This is a genomic window from Antrihabitans stalactiti (assembly GCF_012932915.1).
Classification (GTDB): domain Bacteria; phylum Actinomycetota; class Actinomycetes; order Mycobacteriales; family Mycobacteriaceae; genus Antrihabitans; species Antrihabitans stalactiti.
In genome coordinates this window covers 268,355-294,328 of record NZ_VCQU01000006.1, presented here as the reverse complement: position 1 = coordinate 294,328, position 25,974 = coordinate 268,355, and the positions used below count along the sequence as shown (strand labels likewise).

The following is a 25,974-nucleotide window of genomic DNA, read 5'->3' as shown; positions in this document are numbered from 1 at the left end:
GTAGCCATACTACCGTCCAGACAGCTGTCTTGCTAGCTCGTATGCGGTGCCCCGCGCCGCACGGACCCAGGTCTCGTCACTGGTGCTCGCCCCCTGCGATACCAAGACACGCTTGAGAATCTTGTTCGTCGCGGTCGTCGGCAGTGCATCCGTGATTCGCACATAGCGCGGCCATGCTTTGGGCGAGAGGTCCGACTGGGCACGGAGAAATTCTTCGAAATCGGCGGGCGTCAGCGTCCGGTCCGTGTCGAGAACCACCGTCGCCATCAGTTGGTCACCGCAGTCGGGATCGGGAACGCCGTAGACGGCGACCTGATCGATCGCGTAATGCCGCATCAAGATCCGTTCGATCGGATTGGCCGCTAGGTTCTCGCCGTCCACGCGGAGCCAATCACCGGATCGCCCAACGAGATACAAGAAGCCATTCGCATCGCGATAAGCGAGATCACCCGACCAGAAGATTCCACCGAGCAGACGCTCCTGCGTCGCAGCAGCATCGTTGTAGTACCCGCGGAACTCACCAGCACCGCGGACATTGACCAGCTCCCCGACTGCCTCGTCCAGGTTCACCACCCGACCGGTTGCGTCGTACGTGGCTCGCGGACATTCCATCAGGGTCTCGCGGCTGAAAATCGCAACGTCCGGACCCGGGATGCCGATCGAGCCATGCGGCGTCTCGGTCGTCCGTCGAACGACTATCGCCATTTCGGTCGAGCCGAATCCATCTCGTACTTCGCACCCGAAACGCTCAGCGAACTCGATGACATCACGTTCGGGCGCCTCGTTGCCGAACGCAATCCGCAGCGAATTGTCTGCATCATCAGGCAGGCGCGGCGTCGCAAGAATATATGCGAGCGGTTTGCCGACGTAGTTCATGTACGTCGCACCGAACCTTCGGATGTCGCTGAGAAACGCGGTGGCGCTGAACTTTCGCGCAAGCGCCAGCGTTGCACCACTCGCCGATGCAACGGCGAAGCCACTGATCACGGCGTTCGAGTGGAACAGCGGCATCGACACGTAGCAGACGTCCGCCGGTGTCAACGAGAAGCGTTCCGCCAACATGGAACCCGCGGTGACAACCGTCGAGTCGGCCATCATCACAGCCTTCGGGCTACCACCGGTACCCGAGGTGAAAATGAGCATGAAGATGTCGCCCGGGTCGTTCTCGATCGCCTCGACGGGCCGACCCAGCTCTTCGAGTGCATGCCGCCATTGCGCACCGTCGGTGTCGATCACTCGAATGCCGCCGAGGTCCAGATCCGCAACCAGGCCAGAGAGACTGGAGTCGGTGAGGACCAACTGGCAATCGGCCCTTCTAATGTCGTCAGCCAGTGCGCTGCCGCGTCGCGTCGCATTGATTCCCACACTGACGTAACCACCGAGAGCACCGGCAGCGAGGCCCATGGCCATTTCAGGCGTGTTCTCGAGTAGCAGTCCGACATGGCGCGAAGCGTTCATATCCAACATCGACAGCACCAGATGGGCGCGCAGAGTGGCATCGGCGACGTACTCGCGCCACGACCAGGTTCGGTCTTCGAATGCGAGCGCGGTCGTATCCTGCGCGCAGCGCGCAAGCAGGAGGTCCCGAACGGTAGCGCCCGTCACGTTACTCGTTCGCCCAGTTCGCGTTTCACGACTTTTCCCGATGCGTTGCGCGGCAGCTCGGGTAGGAACTCGATCACGCGGGGCACCTTGTACCCCGCCAGTCCAGTCTTGACGTGCTGTTTGAGTTCGTCGATCGTGGCGCTGCCGCCCGGCTCGAGAACGACGAATGCTGCTAGGCGCTGGCCGAATTCGTCGTCGCTCACGCCGATGACTGCGGCTTCGCGCACTGCCGGATGCGAGTGCAGGGCCTCCTCCACTTCGAGTGGATAGACGTTTTCGCCGCCCGACACGATCATCTCGTCGTCGCGTCCGACAACATGGAGTCTGCCGTCTTCGTCGAATCGTCCGATATCACCGGACACCATGTAGTTCTCGTGAAAAGTCTTGGTATCCCCGGACGTATAGCCTTCGAATTGCGAATTGCTCAGCACCACAATCTTTCCGACCGCACCGTCCGTCACCTCGCGTAGGTCGTCGTCGAGAATTCGTACGTCCGTACCCGCCAGCGGACGGCCTGCACTGTTCGGCGCGGCACGCAGGTCAGCCGGCGTCGCCGTACTGATCAGACCGGCCTCGGTCGCGTTGTAGTTGTTGTAGACGATGTCGCCATACCGGTCCATGAATGCTGTAACGGCATCGGACCGCATTCGCGATCCGCTCGCGGTGACGAAGCGCAACGTCTGCAGCGTGTATTTGTCGAGCACAGCGTCGGGCAGGCTCATGATTCGTTCGAGCATGACCGGGACGAGCGCAAGGCCACTCGCTCGATGTGCGTCTACCAGAGCGAGCGTTGCCTCCGGGTCGAACCGCCTGCGCATCACGACGGGGCACGCCATGGTCGCCGAAATTGCGAGTTGGCCGAACCCCCAAGCATGAAACATGGGCGCCGCCACGACAACCGGATCTTCGGCGCGCCAGGGAATGCGGTCGAACATCGAGGCCAGGGCGGCCGCACCACCGCTGCCGGAGCGTCGCGCGCCTTTGGGTGAACCTGTCGTTCCCGATGTGAGGAGGGTGATTCGCCCAGCAGACTTCGGTCTGGTGGGACGCGCACCGAGGTTCTGCTCGATCAGTCCGTCGACGGTCGGTCCTTCCCGATCTCCGTCGGACCACGCACCTACGTAGACAAGGTCGGCGATCCGCGTCCTGACGTGGTCGACGAGCTCCGAGAACTCCTCGTCGAACACGAGAACCGTTGCGTGCTCACGGATGAGCACGTCTGTCAGCTGCGATCCGCCGAAGCCGGTGTTCAGCAAGAGGGCATCGGCGCCGAGCCTGGTAGTCGCGCCGAGCGCCTCGACGAGCCCGCGATGGTTGCGGCACAGAATGCCGATGGTCCGGGGAACGCCGATGCCGAGCTGGGTCAACCCGACAGCGAGCGCGTCGCAATGCTGATCGAGCGCGCGCCAGGTCAGGTCGCCGCGTTCGTCGATCAAGGCGACCCCATCGGGTCTGCGCGCCGCCGAGAGGCTGATGCCGGTCATCGGTGTCACGCCCTGACGTCGGATGGCCATCCCCATCCGCAAGTACTTGTCCGGTCGTAGCGGCGCGAGCATTCGGCTGCTGACCAGGACGCGGACGATCCACACAAGCCTGTTCAACCGGTGTACGAAGACCTTCACAAGCCGTCCTTCAGATCAGCCGAGGATGGGGAAACGGCGTTGTTGCGCCAGCTCGTCGAGTGCCGTTTGCATCCGCTCGCGAACGACGCGATCGATTTCGGCGATATCAGGTTCGGGCCCGAACTCAGCTCGAAGGTCGATCGGCTCGAGCACGCGCGTTCGGATCTTTGCGGGAAGCGGGAAGTTGGGCGGAATGCCGAGTGAGAACCCGAACGGGAAGCCGAACGTCAGCGGCGCGATCTTGCTGCGCATCAGCCCGTCCAGCTTCAAGAGCTTCGCAAGCGACTCCCCACGCGAGAGGAACAGCTGCGCTTCTTGGCCACCGATGCTGACGATCGGCACGATCGGCACGCCAGCCTCGACGGCTGTTCGGACATAGCCCGTGTGGCCTGCGAAATCGATCCGGTTTGCTTCCGACGTCGGCCGGAACGCGTCGTAATCTCCGCCGGGAAATACGACCGTCACCGCGCCGGACTTCAGGACCGTGGCAGCGTTCGTCCGGTTGGCTCGCACAAAACCCGCGCGACCCAGGAGTTGTTTGCCGAACCCGATGAACAACATGTCATGGGCCAAGATGTACAGCGGGCGATCGGTCCCGAAGTGATCGAAGAACGCAACGGCGATGATCGGTACATCCATAGCCAGAAGGCCGCCGGAGTGGTTCGATACCAGGAGCGCCCCGCCGGCCGGGATTGCATCGATTCCGGTTACTTCCGAGCGGAACCAGCCCTTGACGGCCAGCCGAAGTAGCGGCAGTAACGCCGCAACATAAGTGGCGCTACGTGATTCGAGATCTGCTGCCTCGCCAAAGTCGTGCATCGCTCGTTCCACCCAACTAGACACTTGTCCGAACGACTATACAGTCAGGAGTTCAGAGTCGGAAGGCCGGTGTCATTCGAGCTTCAAGGCCTGCGCCGCGGAGAACGTGCGCGCTGGGTCACGGTCGGCGAAGTACTCCCCCAGCCGGACCGCCAGATCGTCGGGTGCCCACTGCTCGCCGAGCGCGTCGAAACGCTCCTCGACGACTGGTGCCGCCATCAACGCGACCATCGGTCCGTAGACGACGAACACCTGCCCGTTGACCGAGTCGGCCGCAGGTGATGCCAGGAAACCGACCAACGTAGCGACATGCTCGGGCGACAGCGGATCGACCCCGTCGGAAGGTCCGGCGCCGAACACACCCTCGGTCATCGACGTCCGAGCCCGCGGACAGATCGCGTTCGCACGAACGCCGTAGCGCGACAGTCCACGCGCGGCCGTCAGCGTCAACGCAGTGATCCCCGCCTTCGCCGCCCCGTAATTGGCCTGACCTTCCGGACCCATCAGACCGGCCTCGGACGACGTGTTGATCAGTCGGCCGTAGATCGGACCGCCCACGTCCTTCGACTTTGCCCGCCAGTAGGCCGCCGCATTTCTCGACAGCAGGAAATGGCCGCGCAAATGAACGCGAACTACGAGATCCCATTCCTCGTCGGACATGTTGAACAACATGCGATCACGGGTCACGCCAGCGTTGTTGACGATGATGTCGACACCGCCGAACCGCTCGGTCGCGGTCTGCATCAGCGCGTCTGCCGTCGAGCGCTCCCCCACGTCGCCGCCGACGAACTCCGCGCGGGCGCCCAGTGAACGAATGACGTCGAGCGTCTCGTCGACCGCCGCGCTGGGCTGCAGGTCGTTGACGACGACCGATGCGCCCGACCGTGCGAGCGCGACCGCTTCCGATCGACCCAGTCCAGCGCCTGCACCCGTGACGATCGCGACTTTGCCGTCGATGCCCGTATCGATTTCACCCACCGCAAGACCATAGAACGTGTTCTAGGTTTCGGGCAACAGGGCTCAATCCTTGGCGAACAACGCCGCCTTCGGGCACTGAGCGATCGCATCGCGCACATCGCCCTCGAGCTGCGCGGGGACCGGCCCCTCCGCAACGATCAGATCATCGTTGTCGTCCAAGTCGAAGATGTCCGGCGCAATTCCGACACAGATTCCGTTGGCCTCGCACTGATCCCAGTGAACTCCGATCTCCATGGCCACCACTGTAGTCCCGAAACCGCACCGGAACGGTACGAACTTTGACTAGAACGTGTTACAACTTTTGTGCGATGATGCGAAGAGGGCATACGAGAGGTCACGCATGCGAATCAGCTATACAGCGCAGCAACAAGCACTGCGGGAGGAGTTGCGTGCGTATTTCGCCGCACTCATCACACCTGAACGGCGAGAGGCGCTGGACTCACGAACCGGCGAAGTCGGGTCCGGAACGGTCTACCGCGACATCGTCCGCGAAATGGGACACGACGGCTGGCTGACCCTTGGTTGGCCGAAGGAATACGGCGGCCAGGAACGGTCGATGATCGACCAGTTGATCTTCACCGACGAGGCCGCGATCGCGGGTGCGCCAGTCCCATTTCTGACGATCAATTCAGTGGCGCCGACGATCATGCATTACGGATCCGAAGAGCAGAAGCAGTTCTTCCTCCCGAAGATCTCGGCAGGTGAATTGCATTTCTCGATCGGCTATTCCGAGCCTGGAGCGGGCACCGATCTAGCCAGTCTGCGCACGAGCGCGGTCCGTGACGGCAGCGACTGGATCATCAACGGCCAGAAGATGTGGACCAGCCTCATCGCCTACGCGGACTATGTATGGCTCGCCTGCCGTACGGACCCGACGGCGAAGAAGCACAAGGGCATTTCGATGTTCATCATGCCGACGACCGCCGAAGGCTTCTCGTGGACACCTGTGCACACGATGGCGGGCGTCGATACGAGTGCGACCTATTACCAGGACGTTCGCGTGCCCGACACCGCCCGCGTCGGCGAGGTCAACGGTGGTTGGCCGCTGATGACCAATCAGCTCAATCACGAACGCGTCGCACTCACCTCTGCTGCGCCGCTACAGAACTCGCTGCGTCAGGTCCTCGAATGGGCGCAGAACACCAAGGCAGCCGACGGTTCGCGGGTGATCGACCGGGAATGGGTGCAGATCAATCTCGCTCGCGTCCACGCCAAGGTCGAGTACTTGAAGCTGATGAACTGGGAAATCTCCTGGTCGGCTGCGCATGCACCCAGTAAGTGGGATGCCTCCGCCTGCAAGGTCTACGGCACCGAACTCGCCACCGAGGCCTACCGGCTGATGATGGAGGTCCTGGGTCCGGCCGCGTATCTCCGGCAGGACTCGACCGGAAATGCGCTGCGCGGCCGAATCGAACGGCTGCATCGCTCGTCGCTGATTCTCACGTTCGGCGGCGGCACCAACGAGGTCCAGCGCGACATCATCGCCATGACCGCGCTGCAACAGCCACCAGCGAAGCGATAAGGGAACACACGCATGGACTTCACTCCAACCGAAGCGCAGAGCGACCTCGCGGCGCTGACCCGCGGCATCGCCGAAAAGCTCGTGACGCCCGAACGGCAGCGCGAGCTCGACAAATCCGCCGACCGTTTCGACGACACCCTGTGGCAGGCGCTTGCGACCGCCGGCGTCCTGGCAGCGACCCTGCCCGAGTCCGTCGGCGGTGGCGGTTTCGGCATCCTCGAACACACCGCAGTCCTGCGGGAACTCGGTCGTACACTCGGCGCCGTGCCGTACTTGCCGTCGATCGCGTTGGCAGCGGACACCTTGGCCGAGTTCGGCGATCCAGCACAGCAAGAGTGGGCGCAGCGCGCCGGCACGGGCGACGTCATCCTCACGGTCGCCCTCGCCGAAGACGTCAACTACGAACCGTCGCAACCGATCACTCGCGCCGAGCCCACGACGGGCGGATGGTTGCTGACCGGAGCCAAGGTGACCGTCCCGGTAGCCACTCGGGCCGTTCGAATTCTCGTTCCCGCAGCGACGCCCGACGGTGTGGCCGTGTTCCTCGTCGACCCGAACGCGCCCGGCGTGACCGTCACACCTCAGCTCGTCGTCGACCTGGGGTCGGAGGCGATCGTCGAATTCGCCCAAGTTGCGCTCGACGACTCCAGCGTCGTCGGGACCGTCGAAGCGGGTCCGCGCATCCTCGACCGCCTGCTGACCAGGTCCGCCGTCGGCTCGACTGCGCTGCAACTCGGCACCCTGGAACGCGCGCTGGAGATGGTCAGCGACTATGCGAGAGAACGAACCCAATTCGACCGTCCCATCGGCAGTTTCCAGGCCGTGGCACAACGCCTCGCCGACGCGTACATAGACGTCAAGGGAGTCCGGCTCGCACTGACTCAGGCGGCGTGGCGCCTGCACGAGGATCTCCCCAGCGAGGCCGAGGTCCGGACCGCAAAATTCTGGGCCGCCGATGCCGGGCATCGGGTGGCACACAGCGTCATTCACGTGCATGGCGGCGTCGGCCTGGATACCGATCACCCGGTCCACCGCTACTTCCTCGCGGCCAAGCACAACGAGTTCGCCGGCGGCTCGGCGACCGAACAACTTCGCCGCCTCGGTGCCGTTCTAGCAGCAACCCCCGCCTAACTGCTTGTGAGTCTTTTAGGAGTCCATAGACTCCTAAAAGACTCACAAGGGTTAGTTGGCGGCCTTGGTGATTCGTGTTGCAGCCGCATCGAATTCGGCAATCAAACCGGTCATCACATCGGCGACCGAACGAATCTCGTTCATCCGACCCACAATCTGGCCGACCGGCATAGCGACGACCTCGGGATCGGCCGACGCGGCGATCCGTGCATGTGCCTCACCGACCAGGATGTTCTGCAGCGGCATCGGAAGTGGTGACGGCGCATCGGGTTTCGACCATGCCTCGGTCCACTTCGTCTTGAGCAGGCGAGCCGGCTTGCCGGAGAAGATCCGCGTACGGACCGTATCCGACGACGTGGCCGCGAGCAGTGCCCGCTGCGTTGCCGAGAGTCCGCCTGCCGCACTGCCGAGTTTGTACTCCGAGCAGGTCAGCCAGTAGGACCCCATCCAGACGCCTTGCGCGCCCAGCGCCAGTGCCGCGGCGATCTGGCGTCCGCTGCCGATACCGCCGGCGGCGAGCACGACGGTGTCGTCACCGACCGCATCGACGATCTCGGGGACCAACACCATCGAGGCAATTTCCCCCGTGTGCCCACCGGCTTCGTAGCCCTGGGCGATGACGATGTCGACGCCGTTCTCGACGTGATGACGCGCGTGCGACACCGCACCTGCCAGCGCAGCAACCGGGACGCCGTGCTCGTGCGACTGGTCGATGATGTCTTTCGGCGGCGAGCCGAGTGCATTCGCGATCAACTTGATCGGATGCTTGAGCGCCACGTCCACATGTGACCGCGCGACCGAATGCAACCAGCCCAGCACGCCGACGGCGTGCGCGTGGCCGGTCGCGAGCGGCGGCACACCGAGATCGTTGAGCGTGCGGTCCACGAAGGCGCGGTGCTCAGCCGGAATCAAGGCATCGAGGTCCATCGTGGTGCCCTCGGTCGGGATCTTCGCCGGCATCACGATGTCGACGCCGTACGGCTTGCCGTCGGTGTTCTCGTCCATCCAGTTGAGCACTTCTTCGAGTTCGTCCGCTTCGTTGAAGCGCACGCACCCGAGCACACCCATCCCGCCTGCTCGCGTTATTGCAGCCGCGACGTGCTCGGACGGCGTGAAGCCGAAGATCGGGTACTCGATGCCGAACCGCTCGCAAATGTCGGTGCGCATCAGCTGGACTTGCTTGTCTCGGCGACCTTCAGGTCGTCGTCGGCGGTCCGCGATTCGGTCTGTGTCTTCGCCCACCGATAGTCGGGCTTGCCTGCCGGAGATCGTTTGATCTCGTCGACGAACCAGACGCTGCGCGGGACTTTGTACGAGGCGATCTCCAGGCGACACGCATCCGACAGCTCGCGCAGACTCGGCGATGCTCCCTCGCGCAGTTGGACGACGGCAGCGACCCGCTGGCCGAACCGCTCGTCGGGAACGCCGACGACGAGGGCGTCGAACACGTCCGGATGCGATTTGAGCGCACCCTCGACCTCTTCTGGGAACACCTTCTCGCCGCCCGAGTTGATCGACATCGACCCGCGTCCGAGCATCGTGACCGTTCCGTCTGCTTCGACCCGCGCGTAGTCGCCCGGGATCGAGTAGCGGACGCCGTCGTATTCGACGAAGGTCGCCTTCGACTTGGCCTCGTCTTTGTAGTACCCGATCGGGATGTGCCCCTTGCGGGCAATGAGCCCGATCTGTCCCGAGCCGGGTTCGACGGGCTTGCCGTTTTCGTCGATAACGGAGGTCGACGCGTCGATCTTCACCCGCGGTCCGCCTGCGTGCTCGGCCCCCTTCGTGACCAGGCTCAGCCCGCCGAAGCCCGTCTCCGACGAACCGATCGAGTCACTGATCATGCGGTTCGGCAGCAGTTCGCAGAACTTGTCTTTGAGACTCGGCGAGAACAGCGCGGCGCTACTCGCGATCACCCACAGCGTCGACGGATCGTAGGGTTTGCCGGTTTCCGGATTGCCTTCGACCAGCGCATCCATCATCGGGCGAGCCATCGCGTCGCCTGTGATGAACATGAGGTTGATCCCCAGCTTTTCGATCAGCTGCCACACGCCGTGTCCGCTGAACTCGGGATACATCACGGTCCTGCCGCCACCGAAGAGGCTCTGCAGGGTCGCCCACTGCGAGCCACCGTGAATCATCGGCGGAATCGGAAACCGCGTCATCGGACCTGACGCCGCGCCGGCGTTGGCGAGTTCCCACTCGTCTTTCACGTACTCGCCGGTCATGAAGTTGATGCCGCCGCCGAGCACTCGCCAGACGTCTTCCTGGCGCCACATCACGCCCTTGGGGCTGCCGGTGGTGCCGCCGGTGTACAGGATGTACAGATCGTCGCCGCTGCGCTCCGGGAAGTCGCGTTCTGGCGACGATTGCGCGAGGGCGGCCTCGTATTCGACGCCCGAGTAGTCGAGGTCCGTGCCGTCTTCGACGACGATGAGCGTCTTCAGCTTCTCGGACTGCGCGGCTACGGCGCGGACCTTGTCCGAGTAGCGCCGCTCGTGCACCAAGGCGACCATGTCGGAGTTGTCGAAGATGTACCGCAACTCGTTCTCGATGTAGCGGTAATTCACGTTGACCATCACCGCGCGCAACTTGAAGATCGCGACCATCGACTCGACGGCTTCGATCGTGTTGCGGGAGTAGATGCCTACCTTGTCGCCCTCTCGGACGCCTTGGTCGTGAAGGTAATGCGCGAGCCGATTGGCGCGCTCCTCCATCTGGGCATACGTCTCCTCTCGGCTGTCGTCCAGCAGTGCGATGCGTTCCGGCATGAGGTCGACCGCGTGCTCGACCAAGTCGGCGATGTTATAGGCCACGCCACAAAATTAGAACGTGTTACCGTTTTAGGCAAGACCTACCGGATGGGATCGAGATGGACGAATCGGGCATTCCACATTGCCTCGTCGAGCAACGCGGCCACGTTTTGATCGTGACGATGAATCGACCACAGGCTCGTAACGCCCTGTCGGGCGAGATGATGGCGATCATGCGCGACGCGTGGGACCGCGTCGACTCCGATCCGGAGATCCGGGTCGCCATCCTCACTGGCGCAGGCGGCGCGTTCTGCGCAGGTGCGGACCTCAAGGCGATGACGTCGACACACCCCGGCGACTCGTTCTCGAGCAGCAAGTGGGACATGTCGCGAATCGACGCGCTCCTCAAAGGACGGCGGCTGACCAAGCCGTTGATCGCGGCGGTCGAGGGTCCAGCGATTGCAGGCGGCACCGAGATCCTGCAAGGCACCGACATCCGCGTCGCAGGCGAAAGCGCGAAGTTCGGAGTGTCCGAAGCACGGTGGGGACTGTTCCCCCTCGGCGGTTCAGCGGTCCGACTGGTGCGGCAGATTCCCTATACGATCGCCGCCGACATCCTGCTCACCGGTCGCCACATCAAGGCCGCCGAAGCCAAGGAGATCGGGCTGATCGGCCACGTCGTACCGGATGGCGAGGCGCTGACCAAGGCGCTCGAGCTCGCTGAGCTGATCGCCGCCAACGGTCCGCTAGCGGTGCAGGCGATCCTGCGCACGATTCGAGAGACCGAAGGAATGCCCGAGAACGACGCGTTCCAGATCGATGCGCGACTCGGCGTCGAAGTGTTCAAGTCCGCGGACGCAAAGGAAGGTCCGCGCGCGTTCGCCGCAAAGCGGCAGCCAACGTTCGTCGGCGAGTGAATTTGCCCCTGCTGATGGTGGGTTGCAGTCGTTCCCCTCAGACGATGCAACCCACCATCCCCTGGCACGGAACTCTGCTCCGCGTTGTCGGAGTCTTCAACCGCACCGTCGCCCATTCCCCGCAAAAGCGCAGGTAGATCCACCGCACCGGTTGTCCTGACCGGACAAACGGGCAATTCCGCGGGTTCGACTAGAGTCATTCTCCGGGCGAAACAGGGGGATGTGCAGTTGTCGAGCGGCAGTAACCGGACATGGGAGCAGGGCACTCGGAGCGGATCGCCGCGGCGGGTGTTCGCGGAGCGGTTCGCCGCTCTGTACGAGGCGGCGGGAAACCCCGTCCTGCGCCGTGTTGCCGCTGCCGCCGAGGAACGCATGCGCGCGACGCAGACGAAAGTCCCTGCGGCATCCGCCCAACGAATCAGTGATTGGAAAGCCGGCCGAAACGTCCCTGCTCGCTTCGAGACATTGCGCCCCGTTCTCCTCACCCTGATAGACCAGACCCGGCGAAGCGGAAACCAGTACGACCCCGCGCTGCTCGACCTGCAGGAATGGAAGCGACTCTGGACCGCGTCCGACTCGTGGAACCCAGCCCAGGACATCGCCGAAGCCGACTGCCCCTACCTCGGTCTGGCGTCCTACCGACGCGACAACGCGGTGCTGTTCTTCGGCCGTGGTAGGCCGACGGCCGAGTTCGCCGACTTGGTCAGGACGGCGATTGCGCCGGGCGGAGAAGGCGGAATCATTGCCCTGGTCGGCGCGTCCGGGGCGGGAAAATCCTCGTTGCTCGATGCCGGCCTGATTCCCGCGGTCGGCGTCCCGGCGGACGAGTGGGCGATCGCGACCCTCACACCAGGAGCCGACCCGCTCGGCTCCGTCCGCAGCGCGATCGGCCGCGCAAACGACGAAATCGACGGCGTCGATGGTCTCGTCGCAGCCGTGCGGGACTGGTCGGGCAGCAGGCAGTTGCTGCTGATCGTCGACCAATTCGAAGAACTGTTCACGATCTGCACCGAAGAGCACGCTCGGGGTGAATTCCTCGCGGTCTTGGAACAGTTGCCCGTCGTCATCGGAATCCGGGCCGATTTCTATGCCCGCTGCCTCGACTACCCCGCGCTCGAAAGCGCACTCAAACACCGCAGCTACCTGCTCGGGCCGATGCGGCTCGACGAGCTCGCCGAAGCCATCACCGGTCCGGCGGAGGCAGCCGGCGCCAAACTCGAGGCCGGGCTGGCCGACCTGGTCATCACCGAGTTGTGCGGCATCGGTGGCCACGAAAATCGCAACAGCTACGACCCGGGCGCGCTGCCGCTCGTCTCTCACGTGCTCGAAGCGACCTGGCAGCGACGCGAGGGTGGTCGGCTGACCGTGGCCGGATATCGGCAGGCGGGTGGCGTCGTCGGGTCGGTCGCGGCGACCGCCGAGCGCGCATGGAGCGAGCTCGCCGGTGCTCAGCAGGCGGCAGCCAAGGAACTGCTGCTCGCGCTGGTCACCGTCGGCCAGGACGCACGCGATACCCGACGCCGCGTTCCACGCGGGGAACTTCTCCGCCGGACGGTCGACACCGTCGCCGCGGAGGCCGCGCTCGAAACACTCTCGGTCGCGCGACTGGTCACGCTCGACGCCGAGTCGGTCTACCTGACCCACGAAATCGTCCTCGACGCCTGGCCGCGACTGCGCGGCTGGATCAACGAGGACCGCGCAGGATCGCTGGTCCGGCAGCGACTGGAAGCCGACGCCTCGGACTGGCACGCGACCGGACGTGATCCGTCGGCGTTGTATCGCGGGACCCGACTGGTGTCCGCACTCGACCATTCCGCCGCGGTCGCGACGAATCCGACGACAACGGCCTTCATCGCGGCATCGCAAGCGCTGCACAGGCGAGCCCAACGTCGCTCCACTGCCACGAAGGTGGGGCTGAGCGCACTCGGCGTCATCGTCCTCGTCTTGGCGCTCGTGGCGTATAGCCAGACCCAGACCGCGACACGGCAGCGCGACGATGCGGTCTTCGCCAGCGTTCTCGCCGAGTCCGATCGCCTCCAGGAATCTAATCCGTCATTGTCGGCGCAGCTGAGTCTCGTCGCCCATGGCTTGCGACCCGACGACGGATCGGTCCGTTCGCGCTTGCTCGCGTCCCAAGCCGCACCACTGGCGACGCCGATGGTCGGCCACACCGGCGCGGTGTACACGGTCGCGTATCGGCCGGACGGGAAGGTCCTCGCTTCGGCAAGCAACGACCGGACCGTTCGGTTGTGGGACGTGGCCGACCCAACGAACCCGCACCCGATCGGCGAACCGCTGACCGGTCATACGAACTTCTTGACCTCCGTTGCGTTCAGCCCGGACGGCAAGGTTCTTGCGTCGGCGAGCGGTGATCACACGGTGCGGCTCTGGGACGTCTCCGACCCCACCAACCCACGACCCTTGGGCCAGCCGCTGGAACAGGGCCAAGGAACCGTCTACGTCGTCGTGTTCAGCCCTGACGGCAAAACCCTGGCTGCGCCGAACGACGACCATTCGACCTCGCTGTGGGACGTATCGAATCCCGAACGTCCGACGCTGCGCGGCCAACCACTGCGCGCACAGAACGGCCCCGTCCGGACCGTTGCATTCAGCGCAGACGGTCGAACACTGGCAACCGGCAGCGACGACACGACCGTTCAGCTCTGGAACGTGACCGACCCGTCCGCTGCCGTGCCATGGGGTCCGGCGCTCGGCGGATTCTCCCGCGCCGCGCACTCGGTTGCCTTCAGCCCGGATAACCGGCATCTGGCCGCTGCCAGTGACGACGCGACGGCGCAGCTGTGGGATATCGCTGATCCTGCCCGACCGACTGTGTTGGGTCGGCCGCTTGCCGTTCATTCCGGTCCACTCTGGACCGTCGCGTTCAGCCCCGACGGGACGACTCTGGCTACCGGCAGCTGGGACGGCAGCGCGCGATTGTGGAACCTATCCAACCCGGCGCAGCCACGACCGCTCGGCCAGCCGATCACCGGGAGCACCGGCGGCGTCATCACCGTCGCCTTCAGCCCCGACGGCCACACCCTGGCAGCGGGCAGCCAGGAGGGCGTCGTCCGGCTCTGGTCGCTGCCCAGCGCGATCCTGCACGCCGATACAGACACGCTTGGCGTTCCATCGTTCAGCCGCGACGGTTCGCGAATGGCCACCGGGACGGCTGCTGGTGTCATTCAGCTCTGGGACACCTCGGACCCGCGATCGCCGACGCTGTTGGGCAAGGTGGCGACCGGACGACCCATCAACTTGGTCGTGATCAGCCCCGACGGCAAGACAGTGGCAGCCGAGGGCGGTGCGGAGCCCTTTGCGCGGTTGTTCGACGTCGCCGACCCTGCTGGGATGCGCGAAATCGCGGCGATCGCACTCGATATTCGGTACACCTACCAGCTCGTCTTCAGCCCCGACTCGCAGTTACTCGCCACCGGCCACGACGACCATTCGATCGAGATCTGGGACGTCCGGGACCGCGCTAAACCGGTGCTGCGCGGCAGTTCTGCGCACGTCTCGACCGCATTCATCACCGACGTCGCTTTCAGCCCGGACGGTCGGCTGCTTGCGACGTCTGACGAGGACAAATCCGTCAAGCTGTGGGACGTCTCGGACCCGGCGGGTCCGCGCCAGCTCGGCCACACCCTCGAAGGTCATTCCAAGCGAGCCACTGCGGTGACGTTCAGTCCGGATCAGCAGACCCTCGCCAGCACCAGCGACGACCAGACGATTCGGCTGTGGGATATCAGCGATCCGTCGAAACCCTCGGCAATCGGCTATCCGATGATCGGTCATATGTCGACGGTGCGGTCGCTCACCATCGACCGAAGCGGCGACGTGCTGGCATCAGGTGGCGACGACGGGACCGTCCGGCTTTGGGACATCAGCGACCGGTCGCGTCCGAAACCGATCGGGCAATCGATCACCGCCCAAACCGGGTCGCGTCAGGACGTGGAGTTCGACCCCGCGGGTGGCTTTTTGGCCAGCATCGGCGCCCAGGGTGCGCTGCGACTGTGGGACCTCGACGAGCAGCGTGTGATCGACAGGATCTGCACCGTCACCAAAGGGCAGTGGACGGTGCAACTGTGGGACGAGCACTTGGGGCAGTTGCCTTACGATCCGCCCTGCGAATAGCTGAACGAGCGCATCGCCGCGAGCGCCTGGACCCGCCGTTCGATGACCCGACTGCGCGCCAGCTTGTCGTCGTCGTCGGTGTGCGCGGCTTGCGCGGTGGATTGCCCCGGCCATTGCCGGTACAGCAACCCCACTTCCGTGCTGAACCAGCCATCGCAGACCGCATCGGCGGCAAGGAGCAAGCCGGTGTCTTCGGACGCAGGCAGGGCCATCCACCCGCCCAACGCCAACGCGAGGTCGGTCCGAATGCACAGCGTGCCTGGGACGACCTGGAGCCGGTACGAGTTCTGGTGCCAGTACTCGAACAACGTTCCGCTCGGCACACGGCCATCCGCAGGGGCGCCGTCGAAATCCACCGTCGTCCCGTCTGGCAACAGGTCGAGAGCACGGCACGTCGACCAGCCGATATCGGGGCTCGCGTCGAGTGCCTCGATGTCTCTTGCCAGTGCGCCCGGAGCCAGCAGGTCGTCTGCGTCCAAAGCCTTCGTCAGTTCACCCGATGCCCTGCCCAACGCGAGCGTGCGTGCCACCCCCGCGCCGCCGCGCCGACCCGACCCGATGCTGATCCGAGGATCGGCAGGCAGCAGCGACTCCAGCACGCCGGTGTCGCCGTCCTCTTGCACGATCCATTCCCAGGACCAGCCGACCGGCAGCACCTGTTCGCGAATCGACTCGTAGGCGGCCAGCAGATGTTCCTCCGACGGCCGGTAGGCCGGCGTGATGATCGACAAGGTGCTCACGGCACCATGTTCGCACCTAGATCGCGCGCTCCTGATTCACCCAGTAAGGATCACGAAGCTTGCGCTTGGGCAACTTGCCGTTCGGGTCGCGTGGTAGCTCGTCGACGTAATCGACCGACCGCGGGAGCTTGAACCGCGCAAGGCGCTCCCCCGCGAACGCGAGCAGTTCGGCAGTCAGGGCATCGTCACCGACCACGCCGTCGACGGGTTGGACGACGGCCTTGATCTCCTCGCCCCAATCCGGATGCGGCACACCGAAGACCGCCACATCGGCGACCTTCGGATGCACCGCCAGCTGTCCCTCGATCTCGGCGGGATAGATGTTCACCCCACCGGAAATGATCATGTCGGACTTGCGATCGCAGAGGTAGAGATAGCCGTCTTCGTCGAGATAGCCGATATCCCCGAGCGTGAAGAGGTCGCCTACTCGCGAGGCTTCGGTCTTCGCGCGGTCGTGGTGGTATTCGAAACTCGACCCGCCCATACGCATGTAGACCTGGCCAGGCGTTCCGGTCGGCAACTCGGCGCCGTCGTCGCCGAGCACCTTGATCACCGAGTTCGGCCACGGCAACCCGACCGAGCCGGGTTTGCGTAGCCAGTCGGTTCCGTTGATGGCGGTGCCGCCACCCTCAGTCGCTGCGTAGTACTCGGTGACCACCGGCCCCCACCAGTCGAGCATCTTGCGCTTCGTTTCCTGCGGGCATGGCGCCGCGCCATGAATCATCACCCGCAACGACGAGACGTCGTACTTCGCTCGGACGTCGTCCGGAAGTGCGAGCAGCCGATGGAACTGGGTCGGAACCATGTGGCTGTGCGTCACGCGCTCTTGCTCGATGAGTCGCAGCATGTCTTCGGGATCCCAGCGGTCCATCAGAACTACCTTGTGCCCCAGTTGAATCGAGATGACGACGAAGTTCAGCACAGCGGTGTGATAGAGCGGCGAACCGCAGATGTGTACATGGTCGTCGAATGCGCCGATCCCGAAGATCCCGAAGAACCAGCGTGCTGCCAGCGGCACCTCGTCGGGGTCCGCGCCGGTCAACGGTCGGCGAACTCCCTTGGGGCGGCCCGTAGTTCCGGAGGTGTAGAGCATCGGAGCGCCTGTGGTCCGTTGGTCCGGGCGTCCGACCTCACCCTTGCCAAGTTCTTCGAGTGGAGCAAAACCCTCGATGTCGCCCACCGAGAATCGCGCTGTTGCAGGTAATTCCGCTTCGTCGGCAGCGAGTTGCGCTGCCGCAGCGAAGCGGTCGGCGGCGACGAAGGCCTTGGCCTCACTGTCTTTCAAGATGTAGGCGATCTCAGGACCGGTCAGGTGATTGTTCACCGCGACGATGTAGAGCCCGGTTTCGAACGCCGCGAAATAAAAGGCGACAAGGTCCGCCGTGTTGTGCAGCAGCATCACGACCGAATCGCCGGTCTGAAGACCGAGCGCCTGCAAGCCGCGTCCGTAGCGGTCGGCAGTCGAGGCCAGTTCGCCATAGGTGACTTCGCGGCCTGCCGCCTCGACCAGCGCGATTCGGTCAGGGTCGTGTGCTGCGATGTTCCAGAGGCCAGGTGTTGCCGTCGCGGTGTCGCTCATGCTTCAAATCTAGAACGTGTTCTACCGAAAGAGCAATGTCCTATCCGGCGAGGCCGTTCAACAATGCGTTTATCGCGAGGTTCCAACGCCGATCGACCGCTGCCGCAGTGGTGCCCAACCGCCGCGCATTTTCCGATCCCGCCAGACCTTGGATCAATGCCAGGAGTGCAAGCGATACGTCCGTCGGGTCGCCCGCGATGATGCCCGCATCGAGGCAACGCCGCACCCGGCCGACGATGAACGCGCGCACCGAGCTCCCCGCTCGCATTTCCGGCAGACCCGGATCGAAGTCGCTGAACGGACGCTCGAACATGAGCGCGGCCAGCGTCGGATGCGAACGCACGAAGCCGCGGTAGCACTGCGCCAGAGCAATGAGGTCCGCGCGCGGATCGTCGGTTTCGGTCAGCGAGTCGAACTCGCGCCGCAACATCCGGAAGCCTTCGAAGAACACCTCGCGCAGCAGCCCCGCCTTGTCGCCGAAGAACTCGTACACCGCGGGCGGCGACGTCTCCGCTCGCGCAGCAACGGTTCTCGTCGTGAATCCGGCGACCCCTTCGCCCTCCAGCAGCTCGACCGCGACGGCTACCACGCGATCGCGAAGCTCGGGTGTTCGCTGCTTGGCCCTCGGCACACGCTAACTCTAGCGTGCTCGAAAACCTTTCGTGCCATTGTTCCGAAACGTTGATACGATTTCGGCATGACCACCTCACCAAGCCTCGAAACTTGGGGCGCAGAGCGCTCACGCACCGTCACCTGGAACGACCCGATGCCGACCATCGCAGCCGGGCTCACAATGTCCGGGCTCGACTATCTGACCGCCATGCTCGACGGCCGGCTACCTGCGTCGCCGATCGGGCGCCTGGTGGGTATCGAGGGCGTGTCGGTCAGCCGCGGCGATGTCGTATTCCGCTGCGTTCCAGACGAATCCGCCTACAACCCGGTCGGGTTGATTCACGGCGGCTTGATCAGCACGCTGCTCGACTCGGCGACCGCGAGCGCGGTCCATTCCACCCTCGACGCCGGCGTCGCGTTCACCACCTTGGAGCTGAAAGTCAGCTTCATGCGCCCGGTACATGCAGGTCAGGTGCTGCTCGCCCATGGTTGGGTGACAAAGCCGGGATCGCGAGTGAGCTTCGCGGAGGCCGACATCCGCGACGCCGACGACCGCCTCGTGGCGACGGCGAGCAGCACGTTGCTCATCCAGCGAGTTCAGTAGTCGCGCCGTTGGCGATCTCGGACAGCAGACGGACCTGCTCGACATCGCCACACGTCACCAGCAGCATCGTGACCCCCGCTGCCTCCCACACGTCGAGTTCTGCCCGGACCTGAGCCGCGTTGCCGATGATCATCGTCTCGGTCACCATCGCGTCCGGAACGACCGCTGCCGCTTCGGCTTTGCGACCCGCACGGAACAGTTGGCCGATCGCCTCGACTTGCTCTTCGTAGCCCATCCGCCGGTACACCTGCGCATGGAAATTCAGCTCGGGTGCGCCCATCCCACCGATGTAGAGCGCGAGAATCGGCTTGACGTTGGCGATCGCGGCCGCCCGATCATCGGTCACGATGACCTGGCACGACGCGGCGATCTCGAAGTCTTCGCGGGTCCGGCGCGCACCTGCGCGAGCAAAGCCTTCGTCGAGCCATTCGTTGTACATCGGCGCGAGCCTGGGCGAGTAGTAGATCGCCAGCCAGCCGTCGGCGATCTCCGCTGTCAGCGCGACGTTCTTGGGCCCCTCCGACCCAAGCCAGATCGGCAAGTCGGCGCGCAGCGGATGCGTGATCGGCTTGAGCGGCTTACCCAGCCCCGTCGCGCCCGGACCGTCGTAGGGCAAGGGGTAGTGCGGACCTGGGTTGCGCACCGGAGCTTCGCGAGCGAGCACCTGTCGGACGATCGAGACGTACTCGCGGGTGCGCGCCAGCGGCTTGCCGAACGGCTCGCCGTACCAGCCCTCGACAACCTGCGGACCGGACACGCCGAGCCCCAGAATTGCACGCCCGCCGGTCAGGTGGTCGAGCGTCAGCGCATGCATTGCGCAGTTGGTCGGCGTGCGGCCGGACAGCTGCGCGACAGACGTCCCCAGCCGGACCCGCTCGGTCCGCGAACCCCACCACGCCAACGGGGTGAACGCATCCGAACCCCACGATTCAGCAGCGAAGACAGCGTCGAAGCCGTGCTCTTCGGCGGCAGTCACCAACTCCCCGTGGTTGTGCGGAACCTGCGCACCCCAATACCCGAGTTGCAAACCGAGCTTCATTCCTGCCTCCACTGTCGAGGTCGCTCAGACCTGCGCTCTTGCCACCAGAATAAGAACCTGTTCTACTCGAACTTGTGACCGTTGTGAACAGTACGGCAGTCGAACTTCCATTGAGCGCTCCCCTGAACGCGGCATTCGACTACACCCGATCCGTCGGGCCGACGATTGGCGCGTTCCTCACCGGCCTGCGAGACCGCAGGATCGTCGGCGCACGGGGATCGGACGGACGTGTCTGCGTGCCCCCACCCGAATACGACCCTGTGACCTACGAACCGCTCACCGACTTCGTCGACGTCTCCCCCGTCGGCACTGTCACGAGTTGGTCGTGGGCAGCGGAGCCGATCGAAGGCCAACCGCTGGATCACCCGTTCGCCTGGGCGTTCGTCACGCTCGACGGCGCCGATACCGCGATCTTGCATGCCGTCGACGCCGGCTCCCCGGAGAACATGCAGACCGGAATGCGCGTGCACGTCCACTGGGCCGACGAGACCATCGGGAGCATCCGCGACATCGCATGCTTCGTTCCCGGCGACGAGGCCGAACCGGTTGGCACCGAAGCAGATTCGCCGCCCGTCACGATGCTCACCACACCTATCCGACTCGCGTACCAGCATTCAGCGTCGTACGAGGAGAGCTTCTACCTGCGAGGGCTCGCCGAAGGCAAGCTCATCGGCGGCCGGACCGGTCCAGGCGCGAAGGTCTACATCCCGCCACGTGGTGCGTGTCCCACCGACGGACTACCGACCAACGAGCAGGTCGAACTGCCGGACAAAGGCACGGTCACCACGTTCTGCGTCGTCAACGTGCCGTTCCTCGGTCAGCGCATCAAACCGCCCTACATTGCGGCGTACGTGCTGCTCGACGGTGCCGACATCGCCTTCCTACATCTGATTCTCGAATGCGATCCCGCCGAAGTACGGATGGGTATGCGAGTCGAAGCGGTCTGGAAGCCGCAGTCGGAGTGGGGTTTCACGCTCGAAAACATCGACTACTTCCGGCCGTCGGGCGAACCGGATGCCGAGTACGACACCTACAAGCAACATCTCTGAGGAGTGACCTGGTGACTGACGTAGCAGTCGTCGGATTCGCCCACGCACCGCATGTGCGCGCGACCGACGGCACAACGAACGGCGTCGAAATGCTCGTGCCGTGTTTCCAATCGCTCTACGCCGAACTGGGAATCACCAAGGAAGACATCGGTTTCTGGTGCTCCGGATCGTCGGACTACCTGGCCGGACGTGCCTTCTCGTTCATTTCGGCAATCGATGCGGTCGGCGCTGTGCCGCCGGTCAACGAGTCGCACGTCGAGATGGACGCGGCGTGGGCCTTCTATGAGGCGTGGATCAAATTGCTTACCGGCGAGGTCGATACAGCGTTGGTCTACGGCTTCGGCAAGTCGTCGGCCGGAAACCTACGCAAAGTTCTTGCGATGCAGCTCGATCCGTACGTCGTCGCACCGCTGTGGCCTGATTCCCTTGCCCTGGCAGGGTTGCAGGCGCGAGCCGGTCTCGACGCGGGCAAGTGGACCGAGCGTTCGATGGCCGAGGTGGCCATCGCCAGTCGCGCCGCAGCGCAAGGCCTTCGGAGCGGACCTGTCGACATCGACGCCCTGCTCGCCACCCCGTTCGTCGCAGATCCGTTGCGTAAGCATGATTGCGCGCCGATCACCGACGGCGCCGCCGCAATCATCCTCGCCTCCGGTGACCGTGCTCGCGAACTGTGCGAAAACCCCGCCTGGATCACCGGCCTGGAGCACCGCATCGATTCGCCGAACCTCGGCGCGCGGGACCTCACGGTGTCACCATCGACAACCGCGGCGGCGAAGGCCGCGACCAAAGGCGACAACTCGTTGGACGTCGCCGAGTTGTATGCACCGTTCACACATCAGCAACTGATTCTCGAAGAAGCGATGGGGATGGACTCACGCACCGTGATCAACCCTTCCGGTGGTCCACTCGCCGCGAACCCGATGTTCGCTGCGGGCCTGGAACGGATCGGTTTCGCGGCCAAGCAGATCATGAGCGGCAGCGCGGGTCGAGTTCTCGCGCACGCCACGAGTGGTCCAGTGCTGCAACAGAATCTGGTAGCCGTCATGGAGGGGCGCGGATGACCAAGCAACTCGCCGCAGTGCTCGGCACCGGCCAGACCCACTACGTCGCCAAGCGACACGACGTCACGATGTCTGGCCTGTGCCGCGAAGCGATCGACCGTGCCCTTGTCGACGCGGGTCTCACGCTGAAGGACATCGACGCGGTAGTCGTCGGCAAAGCGCCCGACCTGTTCGAGGGCGTCATGATGCCCGAACTGTTCATGGCCGACGCACTCGGCGCGACCGGCAAGCCGCTGATCAGAGTCCACACCGCGGGGTCCGTCGGCGGGTCGACCGGGTGCGTCGCGGCGAGCCTCGTGCAAGCAGGCGTGCACAAGCGGGTACTCGCGGTCGCGTGGGAAAAGCAATCTGAGTCGAATGCCATGTGGGCCTTGTCGATTCCGGTGCCGTTCAACATGCCGGTCGGTGCAGGCGCAGGTGGATACTTCGCACCGCACGTACGGTCCTACATCAGGCGGTCCGGCGCACCGACCCATGTCGGCGCCATGGTCGCGGTCAAGGACCGGCAGAACGGCAGCCGAAATCCCTACGCACACCTCAAGCAACCTGACATCTCCCTCGAGTCGGTCCAGGCGTCGCAGATGTTGTGGGACCCGATCCGCTACGACGAGACCTGCCCGTCGTCCGACGGCGCTTGCGCGATCGTGATCGGGGACGAAGAGGCCGCGCGAAAGGTCGAAGCCGAGGGACGCGGGGTTGCCTGGGTCCATGCGACCGCAATGCGCACGGAACCCACCACCTTCGCTGGGCGAGATCAGGTGAACCCGCAAGCAGGGCGTGATGCAGCGGCGGCCTTGTGGCGTGCTGCCGGAATCACCGACCCGCTCAACGAGATCGACGCCGCAGAAATCTACGTTCCCTTCTCGTGGTTCGAACCGATGTGGCTGGAAAACCTCGGCTTCACACCGGAAGGCGACGGCTGGAAGCTGACGGAGGCAGGCGAGACGGCGATCGGCGGGCAACTGCCGGTCAACCCGTCGGGCGGGGTGCTGTCGTCCAACCCGATCGGCGCGTCCGGACTGATCAGGTTCGCCGAGGCGGCGATGCAGGTGATGGGTCGCGCTGGTGACCACCAGGTGGCGGGCGCCCGAAAGGCCCTCGGCCATGCGTACGGCGGTGGTTCCCAGTACTTCTCGATGTGGGTCGTCGGCGCGGACCGTCCGAACAGCAACGGGAGTTCACAGTGAAGTTCACGCTCGGCATCGCCATGAGTCCGCTCGAACAGTTGCCCGAACTTGCGAAAACCGCTGAAGAGTGCGGTTTCTCATCGATCGCATTGCCGGATTCGCTCTTCTTCATGGAAACCGCTGCGGCGAAGTACCCCTACACGCCCGACGGTTCTCGCATGTGGAACGCCGAGACGCCTTGGGTCGATCCGCTCATCGGCGCAACAGCGATGGCAGCGGTGACCTCGACGATCCGCTTCTACTCGAACGTGCTCAAGCTGGGCTCTCGCAACCCGTTGCTGCTCGCACGGCAGGTCGGGTCCGTCGCGGCGATGACTGGCAACCGATTCGGGTTGGGTGTCGGAATCGGCTGGGCACCCGAGGAGTTCGAGTGGTGCGGCGCCCCGATGGACCACAAGGGCGCCCGAGTCGACGAGATGATCGAGGTGCTCAAGCTCGTTCTCGGCGGCGGTATGGTCGAATTCCACGGCAAATTCTACGAATTCGACAAGTTGCAGATGAGTCCTGCACCGGCTCAACCAGTTCCGTTCTACGTCGGCGGTCATACCGAACCGGCACTGCGACGAGCCGCACGAGTTGGCGACGGCTGGTGTTCGGCGATGATGAAGTTCGACGAGCTGGTCGCGACGATGGCGCGGCTGGACACGCTCAGAGCCGAATACGGCAGGGCCGACGTGCCGTTCGAGATTCAGGCCGTCTGCATCGACCGCTGGGGCAAGAACGGCTACGAGGAGATGGGGCAGGCCGGCATCACCGACGCCATCGTCGTGCCGTGGCTCTTCGACGGCGTTCCGTTCGACGGTCCTCTCGAAGCGAAGCAGGATTCGTTGCGCAAGTTCGCTGCGGAGAACATCACCTAAGACGAAGGGCCACCATGCCAGACCACCCCGCTCGAGTTGCCGGTTCCGCCTCGCAGGCGGCGGTGCGCGCCAAGGACAAGGACGCCTGGCTGGACCTGTTCGCGGCCGACGGCTGGGTCGAAGACCCCGTCGGTCCATCAGGTTTCGATCCAGAGGGCAAGGGCCACCATGGCCGCGAGGCGATTGCCGCGTTCTGGGACATGGCCATCGCCAAGACGGACTCGATCGAGTTCCTCTTCGACGATTCGTTCGCCTGCGGCAGCGAGGTGGTCTTCACCGGCAAGATTCGCTCGGTGATCGGCGGTATGCAGATCGACGCCGAAGGTGTTTTCACCTACCGTGTCGATTCAGCGGGCAAAATCCTAGCGCTGCGCGCCTTTTGGGAGGTCGACCGCGCAATGCGGACCGCCAAGCCCGTCTAACCCTCGTGAGTCTTTTCGGAGTCCAGGGACTCCGAAAAGACTCACGAGCTGTGGTTAATGCGGGACCGGGCAGGTCTGGTAATCGACCTGGAATTCCTTGATCCCGTTGAGCCAACCGGACCGTAGCCGACGCTCAGGACCGGCCTTGGTGATGTCTGGGAGATGGTCGGCGATCGCGTTGAAGATCAGATCGATCTCGAGCCGCGCGAGGTTGGCGCCGAGGCAGAAGTGCGCACCCGTGCCACCGAACGACACATGCGGGTTCGGGTCGCGCTTGATGTCGAACTTCGTCGGGTTCTCGAACACGTCTTCGTCGAAGTTGGCCGAGCTGTAGAGCATGACGACGCGCTGACCCTTTTTGATCTGGACACCCGAGATCTCGGTGTCCTCCAATGCAGTTCGTTGGAACGACGTCACCGGCGTCGCCCACCGGATGATCTCGTCGGCCGCCGTAGCCGGCCGCTCACGCTTGTAGAGCTCCCACTGATCTGGGTTCTCGATGAACGCAGCCATGCCATGCGTTATCGCGTTGCGGGTCGTCTCGTTGCCCGCGACGGCGAGCAGGATGACGAAGAAGCCGAACTCCTCCGGGCTCAGTTCGTCACCGTCGACATCGGCCTCGATCAGCCTGGTGAGGATGTCGTCGGCCGGGCACTTCTTTCGCTCGGCGGCCATTTGATACGCATAACCGAGGATCTCCATCGACGCCATGCGCGGATCGACATCGCAATCGGGATCGTCGTACGACGTCATCTGGTTGGACCAATCGAAGACCTTCATGCGGTCTTCTTGCGGGATGCCGATCAGCTCGGCGATGGCCTGCAATGGCAGTTCGCATGCCACCTGCGTGACGAAATCACCCGCACCCGACTGGGCTGCCGCAGTCACGATCTTTTCGGCTCGGCTCGCGAGTTCGTCGCGCAGACTGTTGATCGCGCGAGGGGTGAAGCCGCGCGACACCAGCTTGCGCAGCTTGGTGTGCTCGGGCGCGTCCTTGTTGATCAGGATGAAGCGCTGCTGATCGATGTTCTCGCGCGGGATGTCGTCGTTGAAGCGCGGGATCGCCGTGTTTTCGTGCGTCGAGAACACCGCACGCCGCGACACATCGCGTACATCTGCGTGCTTGGAGACGACCCAAAATCCCCCGTCGTGGAATCCGCCTACATCGAGCGATTGCGCATTCCACCAGACCGGAGCGGTCCGCCGAAGCTCGGCGTACTCCTCGAAGGGCACCCGCTCGGCATAGACGTCCGGGTCGGTGAAATCGAATCCAGCGGGAAGGTGAGGTTGTGACACCGTTGTCTCCTGCATCTGCTGTCGTCTTAGCGACGTGATCTGTA

Annotated in this window: 22 protein-coding genes; 10 read left to right on the top strand and 12 right to left on the bottom strand. The window is 64.3% G+C overall.

The features are described 5' to 3' along the window. Nucleotides 1–9 precede the first annotated feature (9 nt). The 5 genes from FGL95_RS18620 to FGL95_RS18600 form a co-directional block, all read right to left on the bottom strand. The gene (locus FGL95_RS18620) at nucleotides 10–1,605 is read right to left on the bottom strand and encodes an AMP-binding protein (protein ID WP_169589560.1); all 1,596 of its coding nucleotides are present in this window, start codon (nucleotides 1,603–1,605) and stop codon (nucleotides 10–12) included. Continuing rightward, nucleotides 1,602–3,161 carry an AMP-binding protein gene (locus FGL95_RS18615; RefSeq protein WP_240963151.1) on the bottom strand — a complete coding sequence of 520 codons (1,560 nt, stop codon included), beginning with the start codon at nucleotides 3,159–3,161 and terminating at the stop codon, nucleotides 1,602–1,604. Before FGL95_RS18615 ends, FGL95_RS18620 begins: the two co-directional genes overlap by 4 nt. A gap of 81 nt (nucleotides 3,162–3,242) precedes the next feature. Continuing rightward, nucleotides 3,243–4,046: a lysophospholipid acyltransferase family protein gene (locus tag FGL95_RS18610; protein ID WP_169589558.1), complete on the bottom strand. Its 804-nt coding sequence runs from the start codon at nucleotides 4,044–4,046 to the stop codon at nucleotides 3,243–3,245. 72 nt (nucleotides 4,047–4,118) lie between these two features. Continuing rightward, nucleotides 4,119–5,024 carry a 3-oxoacyl-ACP reductase gene (locus tag FGL95_RS18605; protein WP_169589556.1) on the bottom strand — a complete coding sequence of 302 codons (906 nt, stop codon included), beginning with the start codon at nucleotides 5,022–5,024 and terminating at the stop codon, nucleotides 4,119–4,121. 42 nt (nucleotides 5,025–5,066) lie between these two features. Further along, nucleotides 5,067–5,258 (bottom strand): ferredoxin, encoded by a 192-nt coding sequence (locus FGL95_RS18600; protein ID WP_169589554.1) that lies wholly within the window; start codon nucleotides 5,256–5,258, stop codon nucleotides 5,067–5,069. Between the two features lie 106 nt (nucleotides 5,259–5,364). Between FGL95_RS18600 and FGL95_RS18595 the strand changes: the two genes are divergently transcribed. Continuing rightward, on the top strand, nucleotides 5,365–6,546 hold the full coding sequence (locus FGL95_RS18595) for an acyl-CoA dehydrogenase family protein (protein WP_169589552.1): 1,182 nt from the start codon (nucleotides 5,365–5,367) through the stop codon (nucleotides 6,544–6,546). A gap of 12 nt (nucleotides 6,547–6,558) precedes the next feature. Continuing rightward, nucleotides 6,559–7,677: an acyl-CoA dehydrogenase family protein gene (locus FGL95_RS18590; RefSeq protein WP_169589550.1), complete on the top strand. Its 1,119-nt coding sequence runs from the start codon at nucleotides 6,559–6,561 to the stop codon at nucleotides 7,675–7,677. Between the two features lie 51 nt (nucleotides 7,678–7,728). On the opposite strand, the gene FGL95_RS18585 is transcribed toward FGL95_RS18590, so the two are convergent. Both FGL95_RS18585 and FGL95_RS18580 read right to left on the bottom strand, forming a co-directional pair. Next, nucleotides 7,729–8,844: an NAD(P)H-dependent flavin oxidoreductase gene (locus FGL95_RS18585; protein ID WP_169589548.1), complete on the bottom strand. Its 1,116-nt coding sequence runs from the start codon at nucleotides 8,842–8,844 to the stop codon at nucleotides 7,729–7,731. Next, nucleotides 8,844–10,493 carry an AMP-binding protein gene (locus FGL95_RS18580; protein WP_169589546.1) on the bottom strand — a complete coding sequence of 550 codons (1,650 nt, stop codon included), beginning with the start codon at nucleotides 10,491–10,493 and terminating at the stop codon, nucleotides 8,844–8,846. The genes FGL95_RS18585 and FGL95_RS18580 overlap by 1 nt, the downstream gene beginning before the upstream one ends. Before the next feature lie 56 nt (nucleotides 10,494–10,549). Between FGL95_RS18580 and FGL95_RS18575 the strand changes: the two genes are divergently transcribed. Further along, nucleotides 10,550–11,347 carry a crotonase/enoyl-CoA hydratase family protein gene (locus FGL95_RS18575; protein WP_169589544.1) on the top strand — a complete coding sequence of 266 codons (798 nt, stop codon included), beginning with the start codon at nucleotides 10,550–10,552 and terminating at the stop codon, nucleotides 11,345–11,347. Between the two features lie 222 nt (nucleotides 11,348–11,569). Then, a complete protein-coding gene (locus FGL95_RS18570; RefSeq protein ID WP_169589542.1) occupies nucleotides 11,570–15,481 on the top strand; it encodes an nSTAND1 domain-containing NTPase in 3,912 nt (1,303 codons plus the stop codon). Here FGL95_RS18570 and FGL95_RS18565 read toward each other — a convergent pair. The 3 genes from FGL95_RS18565 to FGL95_RS18555 are packed head-to-tail and all read right to left on the bottom strand — an operon-like array spanning nucleotide 15,460 to nucleotide 18,431. Next, a complete protein-coding gene (locus FGL95_RS18565; RefSeq protein ID WP_169589540.1) occupies nucleotides 15,460–16,221 on the bottom strand; it encodes a glycosyltransferase in 762 nt (253 codons plus the stop codon). The genes FGL95_RS18570 and FGL95_RS18565 overlap by 22 nt on opposite strands. 16 nt (nucleotides 16,222–16,237) lie before the next feature. Continuing rightward, on the bottom strand, nucleotides 16,238–17,800 hold the full coding sequence (locus FGL95_RS18560; protein ID WP_169589539.1) for an acyl-CoA synthetase: 1,563 nt from the start codon (nucleotides 17,798–17,800) through the stop codon (nucleotides 16,238–16,240). A 40-nt stretch (nucleotides 17,801–17,840) separates the two neighbouring features. Continuing rightward, on the bottom strand, nucleotides 17,841–18,431 hold the full coding sequence (locus FGL95_RS18555; RefSeq protein ID WP_169589537.1) for a WHG domain-containing protein: 591 nt from the start codon (nucleotides 18,429–18,431) through the stop codon (nucleotides 17,841–17,843). A gap of 66 nt (nucleotides 18,432–18,497) precedes the next feature. Here FGL95_RS18555 and FGL95_RS18550 point away from each other — a divergent pair, with 66 nt between their 5' ends. Further along, a complete protein-coding gene (locus FGL95_RS18550; protein ID WP_169589535.1) occupies nucleotides 18,498–19,016 on the top strand; it encodes a PaaI family thioesterase in 519 nt (172 codons plus the stop codon). Here the strand turns inward: FGL95_RS18550 and FGL95_RS18545 are convergent. Further along, on the bottom strand, nucleotides 18,997–20,055 hold the full coding sequence (locus FGL95_RS18545) for an LLM class F420-dependent oxidoreductase (RefSeq protein WP_169589533.1): 1,059 nt from the start codon (nucleotides 20,053–20,055) through the stop codon (nucleotides 18,997–18,999). The genes FGL95_RS18550 and FGL95_RS18545 overlap by 20 nt on opposite strands. A gap of 74 nt (nucleotides 20,056–20,129) precedes the next feature. Between FGL95_RS18545 and FGL95_RS18540 the strand changes: the two genes are divergently transcribed. From FGL95_RS18540 to FGL95_RS18520, 5 genes are read left to right on the top strand one after another with little or no spacing between them, the layout of a single operon-like run. Beyond that, nucleotides 20,130–21,104 carry an OB-fold domain-containing protein gene (locus FGL95_RS18540; protein ID WP_169589531.1) on the top strand — a complete coding sequence of 325 codons (975 nt, stop codon included), beginning with the start codon at nucleotides 20,130–20,132 and terminating at the stop codon, nucleotides 21,102–21,104. Nucleotides 21,105–21,115: 11 nt separating this feature from the next. Beyond that, nucleotides 21,116–22,165: a thiolase domain-containing protein gene (locus FGL95_RS18535; RefSeq protein WP_169589529.1), complete on the top strand. Its 1,050-nt coding sequence runs from the start codon at nucleotides 21,116–21,118 to the stop codon at nucleotides 22,163–22,165. Continuing rightward, complete coding sequence (locus tag FGL95_RS18530) at nucleotides 22,162–23,352, top strand: thiolase domain-containing protein (protein WP_169589527.1); 1,191 nt, start codon at nucleotides 22,162–22,164, stop codon at nucleotides 23,350–23,352. The genes FGL95_RS18535 and FGL95_RS18530 overlap by 4 nt, the downstream gene beginning before the upstream one ends. Next, nucleotides 23,349–24,212 carry a TIGR03619 family F420-dependent LLM class oxidoreductase gene (locus FGL95_RS18525; protein ID WP_169589525.1) on the top strand — a complete coding sequence of 288 codons (864 nt, stop codon included), beginning with the start codon at nucleotides 23,349–23,351 and terminating at the stop codon, nucleotides 24,210–24,212. Before FGL95_RS18530 ends, FGL95_RS18525 begins: the two co-directional genes overlap by 4 nt. A gap of 14 nt (nucleotides 24,213–24,226) precedes the next feature. After that, entirely contained in the window at nucleotides 24,227–24,634 is a 408-nt protein-coding gene (locus FGL95_RS18520) for a nuclear transport factor 2 family protein (protein WP_169589523.1), read from the top strand. Between the two features lie 54 nt (nucleotides 24,635–24,688). Here FGL95_RS18520 and FGL95_RS18515 read toward each other — a convergent pair whose 3' ends face one another. After that, a complete protein-coding gene (locus tag FGL95_RS18515; RefSeq protein ID WP_169589521.1) occupies nucleotides 24,689–25,930 on the bottom strand; it encodes a cytochrome P450 in 1,242 nt (413 codons plus the stop codon). Between the last annotated feature and the right edge of the window lie 44 nt (nucleotides 25,931–25,974).

Coding starts and splice junctions, on each gene's coding strand:
- FGL95_RS18595 (WP_169589552.1), top strand. CDS start 5,365: ATGCGAATCAGCTATACAGCGCAGCAACAAGCACTGCGGGAGGAGTTG.
- FGL95_RS18575 (WP_169589544.1), top strand. CDS start 10,550: ATGGACGAATCGGGCATTCCACATTGCCTCGTCGAGCAACGCGGCCAC.
- FGL95_RS18600 (WP_169589554.1), bottom strand. CDS start 5,258: ATGGAGATCGGAGTTCACTGGGATCAGTGCGAGGCCAACGGAATCTGT.
- FGL95_RS18590 (WP_169589550.1), top strand. CDS start 6,559: ATGGACTTCACTCCAACCGAAGCGCAGAGCGACCTCGCGGCGCTGACC.
- FGL95_RS18550 (WP_169589535.1), top strand. CDS start 18,498: ATGACCACCTCACCAAGCCTCGAAACTTGGGGCGCAGAGCGCTCACGC.
- FGL95_RS18615 (WP_240963151.1), bottom strand. CDS start 3,161: ATGCTCGCGCCGCTACGACCGGACAAGTACTTGCGGATGGGGATGGCC.
- FGL95_RS18545 (WP_169589533.1), bottom strand. CDS start 20,055: ATGAAGCTCGGTTTGCAACTCGGGTATTGGGGTGCGCAGGTTCCGCAC.
- FGL95_RS18520 (WP_169589523.1), top strand. CDS start 24,227: ATGCCAGACCACCCCGCTCGAGTTGCCGGTTCCGCCTCGCAGGCGGCG.
- FGL95_RS18530 (WP_169589527.1), top strand. CDS start 22,162: ATGACCAAGCAACTCGCCGCAGTGCTCGGCACCGGCCAGACCCACTAC.
- FGL95_RS18610 (WP_169589558.1), bottom strand. CDS start 4,046: ATGCACGACTTTGGCGAGGCAGCAGATCTCGAATCACGTAGCGCCACT.
- FGL95_RS18585 (WP_169589548.1), bottom strand. CDS start 8,844: ATGCGCACCGACATTTGCGAGCGGTTCGGCATCGAGTACCCGATCTTC.
- FGL95_RS18560 (WP_169589539.1), bottom strand. CDS start 17,800: ATGAGCGACACCGCGACGGCAACACCTGGCCTCTGGAACATCGCAGCA.